This window comes from Arthrobacter sp. StoSoilB19 (assembly GCF_019977275.1).
In the GTDB taxonomy this organism is placed as follows: domain Bacteria; phylum Actinomycetota; class Actinomycetes; order Actinomycetales; family Micrococcaceae; genus Arthrobacter.
Map to the genome: position 1 here is coordinate 1,410,257 of NZ_AP024650.1, position 17,343 is coordinate 1,427,599.

Here is a 17,343-nt window from a genome sequence, read left to right on the forward strand (position 1 = left end):
CTTCGGGTGCCGAAAATGCCCGGCGCGGCCATCCGGCCCGCCGGGCATTTTCATGCTCACCGTGCGTAGCGCGCCACGAAGTTCTTCAGCACGGCCATGGGCTCGGTGACCGTGAATTGGCGTGCGGCCGCCATCAGCTCCTCGGCGGATTCGGGCGGAAAGTAGCCGGCGTGCCGGTAGATGTCGATCCGGGTCACCAGCCCGTCGGTGTCCAGTTCGGGATGGAACTGGGTGGCATAAAGGTTGGTCTTGACCCGGAACATGTGCACGGGGCAGGTGGCTGAGCGCGCCAGCAGCACCGCGTGCGGTGGCAGGGAACTGACCGCTTCCTTATGGCCGGTCAGGGCCGTGAAGGTCCGGGGCATGCCCTGCAGCAGGGGATCCTGCAGCCCGGCATCCGTCAGCTCGATTTCCACGGCGCCCAGCGGCTCGCCGTAGGTCCTGTCGATGACCGCGCCCTGGTGGCGGCCCAGCGTCCCCACCCCGTAGCAGGCGCCCAGGAAGGGAAAGTCGCGGGCCACCAGCTGGTCCAGGAGGCCGGACAACTCCCGCTCCACCCGGTGCTGGACCGGGCTCTTCTGCTCCGGCGGATCGCTGGACGTGAACGGGCTGCCGCCCACGATGACGCCGGAATAATCCGCAAGATCCAGCGCGGGCAGGGGAGCGGCCTCGAGCCTGACCCGGCGCAGCTCCCGTTCCTCAAGCCCGCCGTACCTCAGGTAGGCGGCATATTCCTCCTCCGCGGCAGCGTCTTCCGGGCGGGAGGCGAGGAGCAGGAAAGGCAGCATGAGCTAAGTCTGCATCCTGGCGGCGCCCCCTGCCAGCACCGGCTCAGCCGGCGGGCTGGGTCAGCGACCGGCGGGACTGTGGCCGGGCTGCGGGGTCGGCGTGGCGGTGCACCAGCTTCCAGTAGCCTTCCTCGCGCCGGAAGATACTGGTCACGCGAAGCGCGAATTCCTCGGTGGCGGCCGCCGCGTCCAGCCGTGCCCGGAAGTGCTCGGTCTCCACCAGGTAGGCGGTGTCGCGGGCGGTGTAGGAGGTGACGGTGTCGAAGCCCAGCATCTCGCCGTCGCGGAACTGCCGCGCCGCCTGGTCAAGCCGGGCCTCCACCTGGGCCCAGCCGCGCGCTATGCCGCCGAAGGGATTGGCCAGGGTGACGTCGTCAAGGCGGGAGTAGAGCTCCTTGATGGGGGCCGGGTTGCCCCGGGTGATTTCGGGAACCGCCTGGTGGTAGCGGTCCACTTCTTCCTGGAAGCTGGGTGCGAGCATGGCTGCCGGGACTGCTTTCTAGTCTTCGATGGTGGCGATGATGGCGCCCGCGGACACCGTTTCGCCCGCCGTTGCCGTCAGGCCGGTGATGGTCCCGGACCGGTGTGCGGTGAGGGGCTGCTCCATCTTCATGGCCTCGAGGACCACCACCAGGTCACCTTCGGACACAACGTCCCCGTGCGCCACGGCCACCTTCACGATGGTGCCCTGCATGGGGGAGGTCAGGGCGTTGCCGGTGGCAGCCGCGGGACCGGCGGAGCGGGACCGCTTCTTGGACTTGCCCGGCTTGGCGGCGGCGCCTGCTGCAGTGCCCGGCGTGCCCAGGGATGCGGGGAGGACCACCTCCAGCCGCTTGCCGCCCACCTCGACCACGACGCGCTGGCGGTCTTCTGCGGAGCCGTCTGCATCGGTTGGGGCATCCGGCGTCCAGGCGGGAAGGTTGTTGCTGAATTCGGTTTCGATCCACCGGGTGTGGACCTTGAACGGGCCCTCGGCCGGGGCGAAAGCGGGGTCCGACACAACTGCGAGGTCGAACGGGATGACGGTGGGGATGCCCTCCACCACCATCTCCTCCAGGGCGCGGCGGGCACGCTGGAGGGCCTGCGGCCGGGTGGCGCCGGTGATGATCAGCTTTGACAGCATGGAGTCGAAGTTCCCGCTGATCACGTCGCCCTGTTCCACGCCCGAGTCCACGCGCACGCCGGGACCGGTGGGGTTCTTCAGGACGCGGACCGTGCCGGGGGCCGGCAGGAAGTTGCGGCCCGGATCCTCGCCGGTGATGCGGAATTCGATGGAGTGTCCGCGGACCTCGGGATCGCCGTAGCCCAGTTCCTCGCCCCTGGCCAGCCGGAACTGTTCGCGCACCAGGTCGATGCCGGTGACTTCCTCGGACACGCAGTGCTCCACCTGGAGGCGGGTGTTTACTTCGAGGAAGGAGATGGTGCCGTCCTGGCCTACCAGGAATTCGCAGGTTCCGGCGCCGAGGTAGCCGGCCTCCTTCAGGATGGCCTTGGAGGATTCGTAGAGGCGCCGGTTCTGGTCCTCGGTGAGGAACGGTGCCGGGGCTTCCTCCACGAGCTTCTGGTTGCGCCGCTGCAGGGAGCAGTCGCGGGTGGACACCACCACCACGTTGCCGTAGGCGTCGGCCAGGCACTGGGTTTCCACGTGCCGTGGGGCGTCCAGGAAGCGCTCGATGAAGCATTCGCCGCGGCCGAAGGCTGCGGTGGCCTCACGGACGGCGGATTCGTACAGCTCCGGGATTTCTTCCCGGGTGCGGGCCACCTTGATGCCGCGTCCGCCGCCGCCGAAGGCAGCCTTGATGGCCACGGGCAGGCCGTGGCGGTCCACGAAGTCCAGGACTTCGTCCGCGGACTCAACGGGGTCGGCGGTGCCCGGAACCAGCGGGGCGCCCACCTTTTCGGCGATGTGCCGGGCCTGGACCTTGTCGCCCAAGGCGGAGATTGCCTCCGGGGAGGGGCCGATCCAGGTGATGCCGGCCTCGATCACCCGTGCAGCGAACTGGGCATTTTCGGCCAGGAAGCCGTAGCCGGGGTGGATGGCGTCGGCGCCGGACTGGCGGGCGGCGTCAATGATCTTGTCCATCACCAGGTAGGACTCCGCCGCGGTGGTGCCACCCAGGGCGTACGCCTCGTCAGCCAGCCGGACGTGCAGCGCGTCCCGGTCCGGATCTGCATAGACGGCCACGGAGGCAATGCCCTCGTCCCGGGCCGCCCGGATGATGCGCACGGCGATTTCGCCGCGGTTGGCGATCAGCACCTTTGTGAGGCTCGGCTGTGTAGTACCTGCGGACTGCTCCAAATTTGCTGACAAGGCGTCTCCTTCTTTCCTTCAGGGAGCCTAGCGCGCTTTTGGAGGTTCCGCCGATATTACTTGCGGAATCCGCGTGTAAACCGGCCGTCCTTTGTAGGGAAGCTACAAGGAGTGTGGAAACCGGGCGATTTACCGCCGGGGCCAGAGGTCCGTAATGCGCACGTTGGCGGACGCGAGCAGCCCGCGCAGGGTGGAGACGGAAAGGCCGACGACGGCGTGCGGGTCGCCGTCGACCTTCCGGATGAAGGCGCCGCCCAGGCCGTCGATGGTGAAGGAGCCCGCGCAGTGGAGCGGTTCTCCGGTGGCGATGTAGGCGTCGATCTCTGCCGGGTCCATCTCCAGGAAGGAAACCTCGGCTGAGGCGACCGCCCCCACCGTGGCGCCCGAGCCGCGGCCGCTGCCGCCGTCGTCGTCCGTGTCCCTGCAGTCCACCAGCCAGTGGCCCGTGTGCAGCACTCCCGCGCTGCCGCTCATCCGGAGCATCCGCTCGCGGGCGACGTCGGCGGTGTAGGGCTTGCCGTGCGCCTCGCCGTCGAATTCAAAGACCGAGTCGCAGCCCAGCACCAGGGCGCCGTCCGCTTCCGGCAGCGCCGCCACGGCCTCGGCCTTGGCGCGGGCCAGCAGCAGCGCGGTGTCGTGCGGGTCCGTGACGCCGTACCGCGCCTGCACGGCGGCCTCGTCGACGTCGGAGACCAGCACGGTGTGCCGGATGCCGGCCTCGGCCAGGAGCTTGGTGCGGGCGGGGGACTGGGAGGCGAGAATCAGATGGAGCACGGCTTCAGCCTAGTGGACCAGCTCGCCGGAGGCGGGTGCTGCCTGGCCCCTGTTGAGCTTGGCGCCCTCCACGTCCACGTCCGGCAGGATCCTGTCCAGCCACCGCGGCAGCCACCAGGACCTGGCGCCCAGCAGGTACATCACGGCCGGGACGATGGTCATGCGGACCACGAAGGCGTCGAACAGTACGCCGAAGGCCATGGCAAAGCCCAGCGGCCGGACCATGGTGAGGTGGCTGAAGATGAAGCCGGAGAACACGCTGACCATGATGATCGCGGCCGCGGTGACTACGGCGGCCGCGTGCCGGAAGCCCACCCGGACCGCTTCCTTGGCGGACGATCCGTGCATGTATGCCTCGCGCATGCCGGAGGCGATGAACACCTGGTAGTCCATGGCCAGGCCGAACAGCACGCCGATCAGGATGATGGGCAGGAAGCTGAGCACGGCGCCGGGGTTGGCCACGTCGAAGATGTTCCCCAGCCAGCCCCACTGGTATACCGCCACCACGGCACCGAAGGCGGCGGACAGGGACAGCAGGAAGCCGCCCGTGGCCAGCAGCGGGACCACGATGGACCGGAACACCAGCAGCAGCAGGATCAGGGAAAGTCCGACGACGATGGCCAGGTAGGGCGGCAGGGCGTCACCAAGCTTGGTGGAGACGTCCACGTTGCCGGCGGTCTGCCCGGTCAGTCCCATGGCCACGCCGTAGTCGGACTGGATCTCCCCGTTGAGGCCGCGGAGCTCGGAGACCACCTTGACGGTGGTGGCGCTGGCCGGGCCCTCCTTGGGGATGACCTGGAACACGGCGGTCCGGCGGTCCTCGCTGAGGGCGACGGGCACGGCTGCCACCACATTGTCCACGGCACGGAGCTTGTCCGCGATGTCGTACTGCAGCTTCCGGGCCTGGGCTTCGTCCAGGTCCGCGGGGAACTCGCCGACGGCCACGATGGGTCCGGTGACACCTTCGCCGAAGCTGCGGGCGGTGAGGTCGTAGGCCTGGTAGGCCTCTGACTCCACGGGTTCGGAGCCTCCGTCCGGCAGGGCCAGCTGCAGCTGGGTGGCGGGCAGCGCAAGGGTGCCCAGCAGGAGGATGCCCGCGATCAGTGCCACCCACGGGTGCCGGGTGACCAGGCCGCCCCACCCGCGGGTGCTGCGTTCCTTATCGGCGGCGAGGTCGGCCGTTTCGTGGTCCGGTTCGGCGTTGTGGGCTTCGGCTTTGGCCCAGGCCCGCCGGGAGATGATGCGCCGTCCGATCAGGGACAGCATGGCAGGGGTCAGGGTGATGGCCACGAGCACCGCAACGGCCACGGTTCCCGCTGCCGCAAGGCCCATGACGGCGAGGAAGGGCAGCCCGGGGACCACCAGGGCGGCAAGGGCGATGATCACGGTCAGGCCGGCGAAGACCACGGCGTTGCCGGACGTGCCGTTGGCCCGGGCAACAGACTCCTCCGCATCCATGCCGGCAAGGAGCTGGGTGCGGTGCCGGTTGACGATGAACAGCGAGTAGTCGATGCCGACGGCGAGGCCAAGCATCAGGGCCAGCATGGGCGAGATGGAGCTCATGTCGAACAGGCCGGAAAGGGCGAACGTGATGCCGACGCCCACGCCGACGCCGATGATGGCCATCAGCAGGGGCAGCCCGGCGGCGATCAGCGTGCCCAGCATGAGGATGAGGACCAGCGCCGCAACGGCGATGCCGACGATTTCCGCGGTGCCGAACAGTGCCGAAATGTCCTCGGTGATTTCCTTGCTGGCCAGCGCCGTGACGCCTGCCGCGGAGGTCTCGTGGGCGATCTCCTGCACCTGCTTGCGCACGGCCGGGGCCAGCCCGTTGATGGAGGTCTTGAACTGCACCTGTGCCACGGCGGCCTTGTTGTCCGCGGACACGAAGCGGATGGCTGATGCTGCCTGGGCCTGCCGTTTGCCCTGTTCCAGCTTGGCCTTGTTGGCCGCCAGTTCCTGGGCGCCGGCGTCCAGCTTGGCCTGGCCCTGGGCCAGCGCTGCCTTCTGCTGGCCAAGCTGGGCTTCAATCAGTGCTGCCGGCGCCCCGGCGGCGGTGAGCTGCTGCTCGGCTGCCGCCAGCCGCGCCTTGCCGGCTTCAAGCTGGGCCCGGGAGGCGTCCAGCTGTGCCTGCCCGGCCGCCAATTGCTGTTCGCCGTCGGTGATGGCCTTGCCGGCCTGGTCCACCTGTGCCTGGGTGGCGAACGGGTCCACCGTGCCACGCACCTCGGGGAGGGTCTGGAGCTTCTTCAGCGCCTCCGTCACGGCCGTCCGGCTTTGGGCCGTGAAGCCGCCGTCCGGGGCTTCGAAAACGATCGTGGCGCTGCCGCCGGAGGCCGAGGGCAGCTCCTGCTTGAGCTTGTCCGCAATCCGCTGGGTTTCGGTCCCGGGAATCTGGAAGTTGTTGGACAGGGTGCCGTGGAATGCCGCGGCCGAGCCGCCCACGGCCACCAGCACGGCGAGCCACAGGGAGATGACAAGCCAGCGCCGGCGGTAGGAGAACTTGCCGAGGCGGTAGAGGAGCAGTGCCATGCGGGTGAACCGATCTGATCAGGAGGAACGGGTGGCGGATGGTGGAGCGGGGGTGTTGAAGCCGGTGGCCAGCAGGGCCATGGCATCGATGAGCAACTGCCGGAGCTCGGCCAGGGATGCGGGTGTCAGGTCCGGACCGCGGCGGCTGAACCACACCTCCATGGCGGCCTTCCCGCAGGAGATGATCGAGCCGGCCAGGGCGTGGACATAAAGCTCGTCCTGGGCGCCGGGGGTGCCGGCGAGGCGTTCGCGGGCGACGGTGAAGACCTGCGCCCGGCAGTGGTCCCACGCCTCGAGTTCCGGGTGCGACATCAGCGGGCTCTGCTGGGTCAGCGTGAACAGTTCCGCCAGCGGCGCCACGGCCTTGGGGTCGGCAAGGGCCATCAGCGCGGCCTGGGCGGATTCCAGCATGGGCTCGTCCGCCGGGCGGAGGCGCAACTGCTGAATCGCGTTGTCCAGGAAGCCATGGACGATGGAGGCCAGGGCGGCGTCGGTGCTGCTGAAGTAGTTGAAGAAGGTGCGGCGCGAGATCCCCGCGGCGTCGGCGATGTCTTCCACCGTGAAGTTTCCGGGGCCTTTGGAGCGCAGGAGTTCCAGTGCGGCGTCGGTGATCGCCTGGCGGGTGGCGGCCTTGTTCAGCTCGCGCCGGGAAGGTGCGGCGGGTTCGTCCGGCGGGGCAACGGGTGATGTCACGCGCTTACACTACGTGCAAGTTTGCACTCAATGCAACTTAAATTCACAGGAGAACCATAGCTTCCCGACAGCCCTTCCTGATCCTTGCGCCGGATGCTTGGTATGCCTCGCCCGAGGCGAATCACCAGGAGCCGTCAGTTGACGGCGAATCAGGAGACGCGACATGAGACGCACGAAGAAGATGACCGTGGGCCTGACGGCCGCAGCGCTGGCGCTTGGTGCCGGAATCGGCGTGGCCGGCATGGCATCCGCCACCACGACGCCCACTCCCACACCCAGCGCGGGTTCCAGTGCTGCCGCTGACGGAACTACCGGCAGCGCCCCCGATGGCATGGGCAGGCACGGCGGCCGCGGCGGCCATGGGATGGAGCAGGCCTCGGCGCTGGCAGCGAAGCTGGGCGTTGATGAAGCCAAGGTGGCCGACGCCTTGAAGGCCTTCCGCGAAGCCAACAAGCCCACCACGCCGCCGGCCGAGGGCCAGAAGCCGGATCCTGCCGCCCGCGAGGCTGCACTCGCCACGTCCCTTGCTGCATCGCTGGGCATCGATGAAGCGAAGGTGACCGCAGCGCTGCAGGAGATCCGCAGCGAGGAAGAGGCCGAACATGCAGCCGGACTCAAGTCCCGCCTGGACAAGGCTGTAGCGGATGGAAAGCTGACCCAGGCTGAAGCCGACGCCGTGACGAAAGCCATCCAGAACGGGGTAATCGGAGGTGGCTGGCACTGACCATCACTGTTGTTGAGCGATACGCGCAGCCCTGATTGCAAAAAGGCGTCCCCGGGAGAATCTCCCGGGGACGCCTTTCCTTGCTGCTGTGCCTTACGCCTTTGCATCCTGCAGTTCGCGGGGTGCGGTGTCGGCGCTGGTGCCGTCGGTAGCGGTTTCGCCGGCGGCAGCATCGGCGTCGCTGTCATCCACGAACGGGGTCCCGTTGCGGGGTGCGTTGTACAGCGATTCGTCCAGGATGCCCTGGCGCTTGGCCACGATGGTGGGAACCAGGGCCTGGCCGGCCACGTTCACAGCGGTGCGCCCCATGTCCAGGATGGGATCAATGGCCAGGAGGAGTCCGACGCCGGCCAGCGGCAGTCCCAGCGTGGAGAGCGTCAGGGTGAGCATCACCACGGCGCCGGTGGTGCCGGCGGTTGCGGCGGAACCGAGGACGGAAACCAGTGCGATCAGCAGGTACTGGCTGAAGTCCAGCTGGATGCCGAAGAACTGGGCCACGAAGATTGCCGAGATCGCGGGGTAGATGGCTGCGCAGCCGTCCATCTTGGTGGTGGCGCCCAGCGGCACGGCGAAGGAGGCGTAGGCGCGGGGGACGCCCAGACTGCGTTCGGTGACGCGCTGCGTCAGCGGCAGGGTTCCCACGGACGAGCGGGACACGAAGGCCAGCTGAACGGCGGGCCACACGCCGGAGAAGTACTGCTTGATGGACAGTCCGTGGCTGCGGACCAGGATGGGGTAAACGACGAACAGCACCAGGACCAGGCCGGCGTAGATGGCCACGGTGAACTTGCCAAGCGAGCCGATGGTGTCCCAGCCGTAGACGGCCACGGCGTTGCCGATGAGGCCAACGGTGCCCAGCGGCGCGATGCGGATGATCCACCACAGGACCTTCTGGATCACGGCAAGGGCTGAGGCGTTGAGGTTGAGGAACGGCTCCGCAGCCTTGCCCACCTTGAGCGCGGCGACGCCCACGGCGATGGCGATCACGAGGATCTGAAGGACGTTGAAGCTGACCGAGGTGGTGACGGCGCCGGAATCGCCGACCGTGGAGCTGGCACCCAGGCCCAGGAAGTTCTTGGGGAAGAGGCCCACCAGGAAGGCCCACCAGTCACCGGACTTGCCGGTGTACTTGGCTTCCCCGCTGATGCCGGTGTTGGCGCCGGGCTGCAGCAGCACGCCCAGGCCGATGCCGATCAGCACGGCGATCAGGGACGTAATGGCGAACCACAGGAGCGTGTTCCAGGCCAGCCTGGCGGCGTTGGACACCTGGCGCAGGTTGGAGATGGAGCTGACGACGGCGGTAAAGATCAGCGGGACCACGGCGGTCTGCAGCAGGGACACATAGCTTGAGCCGATGGTCTGCAGGGTGGCGCCGAGGGCGTTGGGGTTGGCCTTGGTACTGCCGGTGTACTTGGCCAGCAGGCCGAGGCCAAGGCCCACGATGAGGGCGGCGATGATCTGGAAGCCGAACGAGCCCGCCCACCTGGGCAGCTGGAATCCGGTCTTCCCTGCGGGGGACGGGGTGCTTGTCTGAGTGCTCACCCGACTACGCTAGAGCCACCCCGCATACCACGACGAACGAACATTGAGAAATATTACGCGCCCACGCCCACGCAGGAAGCCGGCAAACCGAGCAAACACAAGGCAGACGGCGGCCTATGTTACTTATTCCCGCCCCGGGTGTGCTTAATGTCTCCTGTTGCCCTCCGTCCCCAAAGGGGGAGACTACGAGAGCAGCGCCCGGCGGAGCGTGTCGAGTCCAACGGAGCCGATGTTGAGGGCCTTGGTGTGGAACTCCTTGAGGTCGAACCCGGGCCGGGCCTCAAGTTCGGCGCGGATCTGTTCCCAGAGGCGCTGGCCCACTTTGTAGGAGGGGGCCTGGCCCGGCCAGCCGAGGTAGCGGGTGAACTCGAAGTTGAGTTGGCCTTCGCTGATGGGGAGGTTTTCCTTGAGGAAGCCGTAGCCCTTGTCCGCGGTCCAGGTGCCGGATCCCCAGCGTTGGGGCATCTCGAGTTCGAGGTGCACGCCGATGTCGAAGACCACGCGGGCGGCGCGCATGCGCTGCATGTCCAGCATGCCCATGTGGTCGCCGGGATCGTTGAGGTAGCCCAGTTCCTGCATGAGCTTTTCCGCGTAGAGTGCCCAGCCTTCGCCGTGGCCGGAGGTCCAGCAGACGTTCCGGCGCCATTTGTTCAGCAGCTCGCGGCGGTAGGTTGCGGTGGCCACCTGGAGGTGGTGGCCCGGGACGCCCTCGTGGTAGACGGTGGTGGTTTCAGCCCAGGTGGTGAACGTGTCCTCGCCGGCGGGGACGGACCACCACATGCGGCCGGGGCGGCTGAAGTCGTCGGACGGGCCGGTGTAGTAGATGCCGCCCTCGTCGGTGGGAGCGATCCGGCACTCGAGTTTCTTCATGACGTCGGGGATGTCGAAGTGCACTCCGGCGAGTTCGGCAACGGCTTTGTCGGAGAGGCCCTGCATCCATTCCCGGAGCGCCTCGGTGCCTTTCAGTTGCCGGGAGGGGTCGTTGTTGAGGATGTCCTTGGCTTCGGCGATGGTGGCGCCTGCCTTGATGGTGTCCGCAACGCGCTCCTGTTCCGCGATGAGGCGGTCCAGTTCCTCGACGCCCCAGGCGTACGTTTCTTCCAGGTCCACTTCCGCCCCCAGGAAGGAGCGGGAGGCCAGGGCGTAGCGGGCCCTGCCCACGGCGTCCTTCTCAGGCGCGGCGGGGAGCAGTTCGGTGCGCAGGAATTCTGCCAGCCGGGCGTAGGCACCCCGGGCGGCGTCAGCACCGGCGTCGAGCATAGTTTGCAGCGCAGCGGGCAGTGGCCCGTCAGCCGTGGTGGCCTCTGCGGCCAGTTTGGCGAAGAAGCCGTCCGGGGCGGCGTACTTGGTCACCTGTTCGATGACGGTCCGCACCTGGCGGGCAGCGGCCACCCGGCCGGAGTCCCTGGCCATGCGCAGGGATTCGGTGTAGCCGCTGATGGCGGCCGGCACGTTGTGGGCGCGCCCGGCGATGTGCTCCCAGTCCTGTTCGGTGCCGGTGGGCATGAGGTCGAAGATGGCCCTGATGTCCTGGGCCGGGGAGGCGATGTTGTTCAGGTCCGCGTATTCCCAGCCGGAGGCGTGGATCAGCAGTTGCAGGCCGAGCCGTTCCCGCATGGCGTCCAGGGTGACGGCGTCCACGTCGTCTTCCGGTTCCAGGCCCTCCAGGGCAACCAGGGCCTCCCGCGCCGCCTCCGCGAATCCGGCAATGCCGGCGGGGGAGAAATCCTGGTACTCCGTTTCATGTCCCGGCAGGCCAAGGGTGGTGGCGAAGGTCGGGTTGAGCCTGATGAGGGTGTCCGTGTAGTTGTCCGCGACGGCGTCGATCCGGGTGTGCGGGCGCGCGGCGGGTGCAGTGTCTGTAGTCACATGACGAGACTATCGCCCGGACTGCGCCGAGGCCTGGGCCCACGCCGCCGGGGATCCACGCCCGGGACTCAGCCGCGGCTTCGTTTCCAGGCGCCGGGACCGGGCGTGGGTTCGAGCTTGAGCTGCTGCCGGCGCACCCAGTGCCGAACGGTCGGTTTGTCCGCACGTGCAGGTTCGGCGCCGCCAAGGGAGAGGACGACGGCGGTCAGTGCGGCCAGTTCCTCGGCGTTCGGCTGTCCTTTGACCACAGAGAGCAGCGGAGCGGCAAGCGCTTCGGCGGCCGGCCCGGTCCCGGTATTTTCGGTGGCCATCACAGCGGGATGTTCCCATGCTTCTTGGCGGGGAGGCTGGCGCGCTTGTCGCGCAGGGCACGCAGTCCCTTGATGATTTGGATCCGGGTATCGGAGGGGGCGATGACGGCGTCCACGTAACCCAGTTCGGCTGCCTGGTACGGGTTGAGGAGTTCTTCCTCGTACTGGCGGATCACCTCGGCGCGGCGGGCCTCAACGTCGCCGCCGTCCTGGGCGACCGCGGCGAGGTCGCGCCGGTAGAGGATGTTCACCGCGCCCTGGGCGCCCATCACACCGATCTGGGCCGTGGGCCATGCCAGGTTCAGGTCGGCGCCGAGCTTCTTGGAACCCATCACGATGTAGGCGCCGCCGTAGGCCTTGCGGGTGATGACGGTGAGCTTTGGAACAGTGGCCTCGGCGTAGGCGTAGAGGAGTTTGGCGCCGCGGCGGATGATGCCCTGGAATTCCTGGTCCTTGCCGGGGAGGAACCCGGGGACGTCCACCAGGGTGATGATGGGGATGTTGAAGGCGTCGCAGTGCCGCACGAACCGGGCGGCCTTCTCTGACGCCGCGATGTCCAGGGTGCCGGCGAACTGCAGCGGCTGGTTGGCCACGATGCCCACGGTGTGGCCCTCCACCCGGCCGTAGCCGATCATCACGTTGGGGGCGTACAGGGCCTGCATCTCCAGGAAGTGCCCGTCGTCCACGATCTGTTCGACGACGGCGCGCATGTCGTAGGGCTGGTTGGCGGAATCCGGAACCAGCGTGTCCAGGGCGATGTCGTCGTCGTCGACCTCCAACTCCTGCTGGTGCCCCAGCACCGGTGCCTCGGAGAGGTTGTTGGAAGGCAGGAAGTCCAGCAGTTCGCGCACGAACTCGATGGCGTCGGTCTCATCCGAGGCCAGGTAGGCGGACGTTCCGGTGGTGGCATTGTGCTGCCGGGCGCCGCCCAGGGTTTCCATGTCCACATCCTCGCCGGTGACGGTCTTGATGACGTCGGGGCCGGTAATGAACATGTGCGAGGTCTTGTCCACCATCACCACGTAGTCGGTGAGGGCCGGGGAGTAGGCGGCGCCGCCGGCGGACGGCCCCATGATCAGGGAGATCTGCGGCACCACGCCGCTGGCGTGGACGTTGTTGCGGAAGATGTCCGCGAACATGGCCAGCGAGGCCACGCCTTCCTGGATGCGGGCGCCGCCGCCGTCCAGGATGCCGACGACGGGGCAGCCGTTGCGGAGCGCGAACTCCTGCACCTTGACGATTTTTTCGCCGTTGACCTGGCTCAGCGATCCGCCGTAGACAGTGAAGTCCTGGCTGTACACCGCCACCAGCCGGCCGTCGACGGTGCCGTAGCCGGAGACCAGGCCATCGCCCAGGGGTTTCTTCTTCTCCATGCCGAAGGCGGTGGAGCGGTGCACGGCCAGGGCGTCGAATTCTACAAACGAGTCTTCGTCCAGCAGCAGGGCGATGCGCTCGCGGGCCGTGTTCTTGCCGCGCGCATGCTGCTTTTCGATGGCTTCGGGGCCGGAGGGCTGTTCGGCGCGCGCCTGGCGGTCGCGGAAATCGGCAATCTTTCCCGCAGTCGTTGTCAGATCGTGGCTCATCAAGTGTCTCCGGCTCTGTAGCAGGTCAATTCTGTTGGCTGGCGGGCCCGTACTGTCTGGAGCTTTAAGTAGCATCCACACAAAAGACGAACCCTGCTGGCAAGTCTAGTGACGCTTTGGACGCCCGCAGCTGTAGGGAACCTACAATTTTCTGCCGTTCCTGCAACGTCCCCTCAATGTTACTCGGCGGTAACTTAGTTGGGTTACAGTGTTGCCATGACTTCAAGCGATGATGCTTTGCATGCTCCCGAAAGCCCCTACCGGGCCACCGGTTCCCTGGCGGGCAGGACCATCCTCATCTCCGGCGGCAGCCGCGGAATCGGACTGGCCATTGCCACAAGGGCGGCGCGGGACGGCGCCAATATCGTGCTGCTGGCCAAAACGGGGGAGCCGCACCCCAAGCTGGCGGGCACCGTGTACACGGCGGCTGCGCAGCTCGAGGAGGCCGGCGGCCAGGCGCTGCCGCTGGTGGGCGATGTGCGCAGGGACGAAGACGTGGCCGGCGCCGTGGCCGCAGCCGTTGAGCGGTTCGGCGGCATCGACGTCGTCATCAACAATGCCTCCGCCATCGACCTTTCCACCACTGATGCAGTGGACATGAAAAAGTACGACCTGATGCAGGACATCAACGTCCGCGGCACCTTCCTGTTGTCCAAGCTGGCGCTGCCGGCGCTCCGGAAGTCGGAACAGGGGCACATCCTCACGCTCTCGCCGCCGCTGAACCTCCACCCCTCCTGGGCGGGGAAGCACCTTGCGTACACCATGGCCAAATACGGGATGAGCCTGACCACGTTGGGGCTGGCGGAGGAACTGAAGGCTGACGGCATCAGGGTCAACTCCCTGTGGCCCTGCACCCTCATCGATACCGCCGCCATCCGGAACATGCCCCACGGCGAAACCATGGTGCTGGCGGCGCGTGGACCGCAGATCATGGCGGACGCCGCCCACGCCATCCTGACCGGCAGCAACCTCGCCGCCGGCGGGCCGCCGTCGGGCAACTTCTACACGGACGAGCAGGTCCTGGCGGCAGCGGGGGTGACCGATTTCCGTCCTTACAGCCTGGGAGCACCCGAAGACCGTCTGGTTCCGGACATCTTCCTCTAGGCGGCCGTACGGGCGTGGCCGGGTTGTCCTTCCCGGGGCGGCAGACGGCTCGGTGGGACCGGGCCAGGCTCGGTAGGATTTGGGTATGGACGACGCACACGCACCGGGCACCCCCCTGAACCGAGGGGACCTGGCCGACCAGCGTTTCCTCTCTGCCACCGGAATACCGCGGATCGACGTGGTGGACTCCACGGGCTCCACCAACGCGGACCTCCTGCGCGGTGTCACGGTGGAACCTTCGGCCTGGCCTGACCTCTCCGTGCTGACCGCCGAGTACCAGACCGCCGCCAGGGGACGCCTGGACAGGCGCTGGGAAGCGCCGCCACTGAGCTCCGTGTCCGTGTCCGTGGTGCTGCGTCCGGTCAACGCGGACGGCAGGCCCCTGCCCACCCAGAGCTACTCCTGGTTGTCCCTGATCGCAGCGCTGGCGCTGCGTGAGACGCTCCTGGAAACGGCCGGGATTCCGGCCGAGCTCAAGTGGCCCAACGACGTCCTGGTGCGGGGCAGGAAAATCGCCGGCATCCTCGCCCAGCTGGGGCCGATGGTTGATGGCAACGTGCCCCCGGTGATCCTGGGGACCGGCCTGAACGTCACCCTGACCGAAAGCGAACTTCCGGTGCCCACCGCCACCTCCGTGGCCCTGGAAGGTGCCCGCACCACGGACCGGACCGCGCTGCTGAAAAGCTACCTGTCCCACTTTGCGGTCCTGTACCGCAGTTTCTGCAACGCCGACGGCGACCCTGCGGCCGGGATGGCCGGTGGCCCGTCGCTGCACAAGAGGGTGGAAGCCGTGATGGTCACCCTGGGCAAGCAAGTGCGCGCACAGCTGCCCGGCGACCACGAGATCATTGGACACGCGTCCCGCCTGGACGATTACGGCTCCCTGCTGGTGGTGGACCGCGACTCGCGGGAGCACGTGGTGACCGCCGGCGACGTGGTGCACCTGCGGCCCTGGACGGCGCCGGACGCGCCAGGCCAAGGTGGTTATGCGTAGAATCCTGGTTCCCGGGGAGCAGGTCATCGTCACTACCCGCCCGCAGCCCCGGAAGCTGGCCGGGGCAGCCGTGGCCTTCGTGCTGGCGCCGGCGTTGGCGGCGTACGCCAGTGCCTGGATCGTCCGCGGCGGGGCAGCCCGCATGGCTCCAGCCTTTGGCCGCCAGTGGACGCCGTGGCTTGTCACTGCCTGCGTCCTCGCTGCTGCGGCTGTTTGGCTGGGCTACTGCCTGCCGCGCCTGCTCCGCTGGCAGGGCACCCGCTACACGCTTACCAGCCAACGGATGGTGGCGCGGTACGGGCTGCTTAACCGGCGGGACCAGCAGGTGAACCTGGCGTCGGTGCGTAACCTGACGGTCCACGAATCGCTGCTGCAGCGATTGGTGCGCTCGGGGAATATATCCTTGGAAACCGGGTACCAGGGCGTGGTGACTTTCCGCGACGTGCCTGAGGTTGCCAAATTCCGCGACTTTATCCTCGACGCCATCGGGGAACTGCCGGACGACAGCGCCCAGCCGGATGGCGCGACGCATTACCCTGCCGGTGCTTTTCCGGAGGACATGAGAGAAGGTGGACGGGATGACCGATGAGGACCAGCAGGAACGCGTCGACAGCACCGCCCCTGCCACCGCCGCCCTTGATCCTGACGCTGCGCCCGTGCAGGTGGCCCCTTCCGGCGACGCCGCACCGGAACCCGGATCCGCGCCGGAACCCGGTTCCACGCCGGCCGCGGCCATGCCGGATGCAGACCGGCACCCGCCCACCGGCGCCATGTCCGCCGAACGCCTGGCCATGAAGGCCCTCGAAGCCCGCCTCCTGGGCGGGGAACGGAAGCTCCGCCGTCGTGAAGTTGCCGCCGGCGCCGGACTCTCCCTGCTCTCTGCCCGCAAGCTCTGGCGTGCACTGGGGTTTCCGAATTTCGGCGACGAGGACGTTGCCTTCACCGAACGCGACCAGGCCGCCCTGTCCACCGTGGTGGACCTGGTCCGCGCCGGCAAGCTGACCGAAGAAGCAGCCATTTCGGTGACCCGCTCCATCGGGCAGATGACGGACCGCATGGTGGTCTGGCAGATCGAAGCCCTGGTGGAGGACATGGTCCACGAGCAGGGCGTCACCGATGCTGTGGCCCGCAAGCGCCTGGTCAACGAACTTCCCGCGCTGGTGGACGCGCTGGAAGAGGTCCTGGTGTATTCATGGCGGCGCCAACTCAACGCCGGCGTCCAGCGCCTCGCCGTCCGTGCCGAGGCCGGGCTGCAGGCCAGCGAGGAAGGCCGTGAAGGCGACGAGGACGACGCGCCGCTGCCCCTGGCCCGCGCGGTTGGCTTCGCGGACCTTGTCTCCTACACCAGCCTGTCCCGCCGGATGAACGAAAAGACCCTCGCCCGGCTGGTCCAGCGCTTCGAAAACAAGTGCGCCGAAATCATCTCCGTGGGCGGCGGCCGTCTGGTCAAGACCGTGGGCGACGAAGTCCTGTACATCGCCGAAACTCCGGCGGCCGGTGCCGAAATCTCCCTGGCGCTGGCCGAGGCCTTCACCGAGGACGAGATCCTTCCCGAAGCCCGGGTGGCCATGGTGTGGGGCAGGATCCTGTCCCGCCTGGGCGACATCTACGGTCCCACGGTCAACCTGGCCGCCCGGCTGACCACCCTTGCCGATCCCGGAACGGTTCTGGTCGACTCCATGACGGCCTCCGCCCTGGAGCACGACGAGCGGTTCATCATGATTCCCCAGGCCCCGGAAAATGTCCGCGGCTTCGGTGAGATCAATCCCGTCCGCCTCACCCGCGGCCGGGGCAAGGGCCTGGTCCTGGACTAGGAATCCCTCGTCTTTTTCCCCCTGGCCGGGGCCGGAAAAAGATTTTGTCCACTCGGTGGCTAATCACGCTATAGTCGGTTCGTTCGTTGACGCTGAAGGCCGTGTGGGGAGCGCTCCCCATCGCGGCCCTAAAAGGCAACGGGTAGGGTGATTGGCGGAGGGTCCACGCCTGCTGGTACCTTCGCGGGCCGTCCATTTTGCGGCTATTCGCCAGGTCTCGGCCACCTTTGGGGGTGGCAAAAAATATGGGCGGGGCAGGTGTGCTCCGCCCTGTGATGCTGCCGCACGACGGCGCTACAACAGG

Annotated in this window: 15 protein-coding genes; 5 read left to right on the forward strand and 10 right to left on the reverse strand. The window is 67.7% G+C overall.

From position 1 onward, the window contains the following. Window positions 1-56 precede the first annotated feature (56 nt). From LDO86_RS06515 to LDO86_RS06540, 6 genes are all read right to left on the reverse strand, one after another. Complete coding sequence (locus LDO86_RS06515; RefSeq protein ID WP_056393546.1) at window positions 57-788, reverse strand: glutamine amidotransferase; 732 nt, start codon at window positions 786-788, stop codon at window positions 57-59. Window positions 789-831: 43 nt separating this feature from the next. Continuing rightward, entirely contained in the window at window positions 832-1,269 is a 438-nt protein-coding gene (locus LDO86_RS06520) for a nuclear transport factor 2 family protein (protein WP_018770100.1), read from the reverse strand. A gap of 18 nt (window positions 1,270-1,287) precedes the next feature. Beyond that, complete coding sequence (locus LDO86_RS06525; protein ID WP_026265904.1) at window positions 1,288-3,087, reverse strand: biotin carboxylase N-terminal domain-containing protein; 1,800 nt, start codon at window positions 3,085-3,087, stop codon at window positions 1,288-1,290. Between the two features lie 141 nt (window positions 3,088-3,228). Next, window positions 3,229-3,873: a nucleoside triphosphate pyrophosphatase gene (locus LDO86_RS06530; RefSeq protein ID WP_018770098.1), complete on the reverse strand. Its 645-nt coding sequence runs from the start codon at window positions 3,871-3,873 to the stop codon at window positions 3,229-3,231. Window positions 3,874-3,882: 9 nt separating this feature from the next. Next, window positions 3,883-6,405 (reverse strand): MMPL family transporter, encoded by a 2,523-nt coding sequence (locus LDO86_RS06535; RefSeq protein WP_224084382.1) that lies wholly within the window; start codon window positions 6,403-6,405, stop codon window positions 3,883-3,885. Window positions 6,406-6,423: 18 nt separating this feature from the next. After that, window positions 6,424-7,098 (reverse strand): TetR/AcrR family transcriptional regulator, encoded by a 675-nt coding sequence (locus LDO86_RS06540; RefSeq protein ID WP_056393552.1) that lies wholly within the window; start codon window positions 7,096-7,098, stop codon window positions 6,424-6,426. Between the two features lie 163 nt (window positions 7,099-7,261). On the opposite strand from LDO86_RS06540, the gene LDO86_RS06545 reads away from it, so the two are divergent. After that, window positions 7,262-7,822, forward strand: a complete 561-nt coding sequence (locus tag LDO86_RS06545) for a hypothetical protein (protein WP_134164519.1) — start codon at window positions 7,262-7,264, stop codon at window positions 7,820-7,822. Window positions 7,823-7,915: 93 nt separating this feature from the next. On the opposite strand, the gene LDO86_RS06550 is transcribed toward LDO86_RS06545, so the two are convergent. The 4 genes from LDO86_RS06550 to LDO86_RS06565 form a co-directional block, all read right to left on the reverse strand. Further along, window positions 7,916-9,364: a dicarboxylate/amino acid:cation symporter gene (locus LDO86_RS06550; RefSeq protein ID WP_018770094.1), complete on the reverse strand. Its 1,449-nt coding sequence runs from the start codon at window positions 9,362-9,364 to the stop codon at window positions 7,916-7,918. A 183-nt stretch (window positions 9,365-9,547) separates the two neighbouring features. Then, the gene (locus LDO86_RS06555) at window positions 9,548-11,233 is read right to left on the reverse strand and encodes a DUF885 domain-containing protein (RefSeq protein ID WP_224084383.1); all 1,686 of its coding nucleotides are present in this window, start codon (window positions 11,231-11,233) and stop codon (window positions 9,548-9,550) included. Window positions 11,234-11,301: 68 nt separating this feature from the next. Further along, entirely contained in the window at window positions 11,302-11,544 is a 243-nt protein-coding gene (locus tag LDO86_RS06560; protein ID WP_224084473.1) for an acyl-CoA carboxylase subunit epsilon, read from the reverse strand. Further along, window positions 11,544-13,127 carry an acyl-CoA carboxylase subunit beta gene (locus LDO86_RS06565; RefSeq protein ID WP_224084384.1) on the reverse strand — a complete coding sequence of 528 codons (1,584 nt, stop codon included), beginning with the start codon at window positions 13,125-13,127 and terminating at the stop codon, window positions 11,544-11,546. Before LDO86_RS06565 ends, LDO86_RS06560 begins: the two co-directional genes overlap by 1 nt. A 216-nt stretch (window positions 13,128-13,343) precedes the next feature. On the opposite strand from LDO86_RS06565, the gene LDO86_RS06570 reads away from it, so the two are divergent. From LDO86_RS06570 to LDO86_RS06585, 4 genes are all read left to right on the forward strand, one after another. Further along, window positions 13,344-14,231, forward strand: a complete 888-nt coding sequence (locus LDO86_RS06570) for an NAD(P)-dependent oxidoreductase (protein WP_224084385.1) — start codon at window positions 13,344-13,346, stop codon at window positions 14,229-14,231. Between the two features lie 85 nt (window positions 14,232-14,316). Next, window positions 14,317-15,225, forward strand: coding sequence for a biotin--[acetyl-CoA-carboxylase] ligase (locus LDO86_RS06575; RefSeq protein WP_142073951.1), 909 nt, complete (start codon window positions 14,317-14,319; stop codon window positions 15,223-15,225). Next, window positions 15,218-15,814 (forward strand): PH domain-containing protein, encoded by a 597-nt coding sequence (locus tag LDO86_RS06580; RefSeq protein WP_223994543.1) that lies wholly within the window; start codon window positions 15,218-15,220, stop codon window positions 15,812-15,814. The genes LDO86_RS06575 and LDO86_RS06580 overlap by 8 nt, the downstream gene beginning before the upstream one ends. A 145-nt stretch (window positions 15,815-15,959) precedes the next feature. Beyond that, a complete protein-coding gene (locus tag LDO86_RS06585) occupies window positions 15,960-17,039 on the forward strand; it encodes an adenylate/guanylate cyclase domain-containing protein (protein WP_223995152.1) in 1,080 nt (359 codons plus the stop codon). Window positions 17,040-17,343 lie beyond the last annotated feature (304 nt).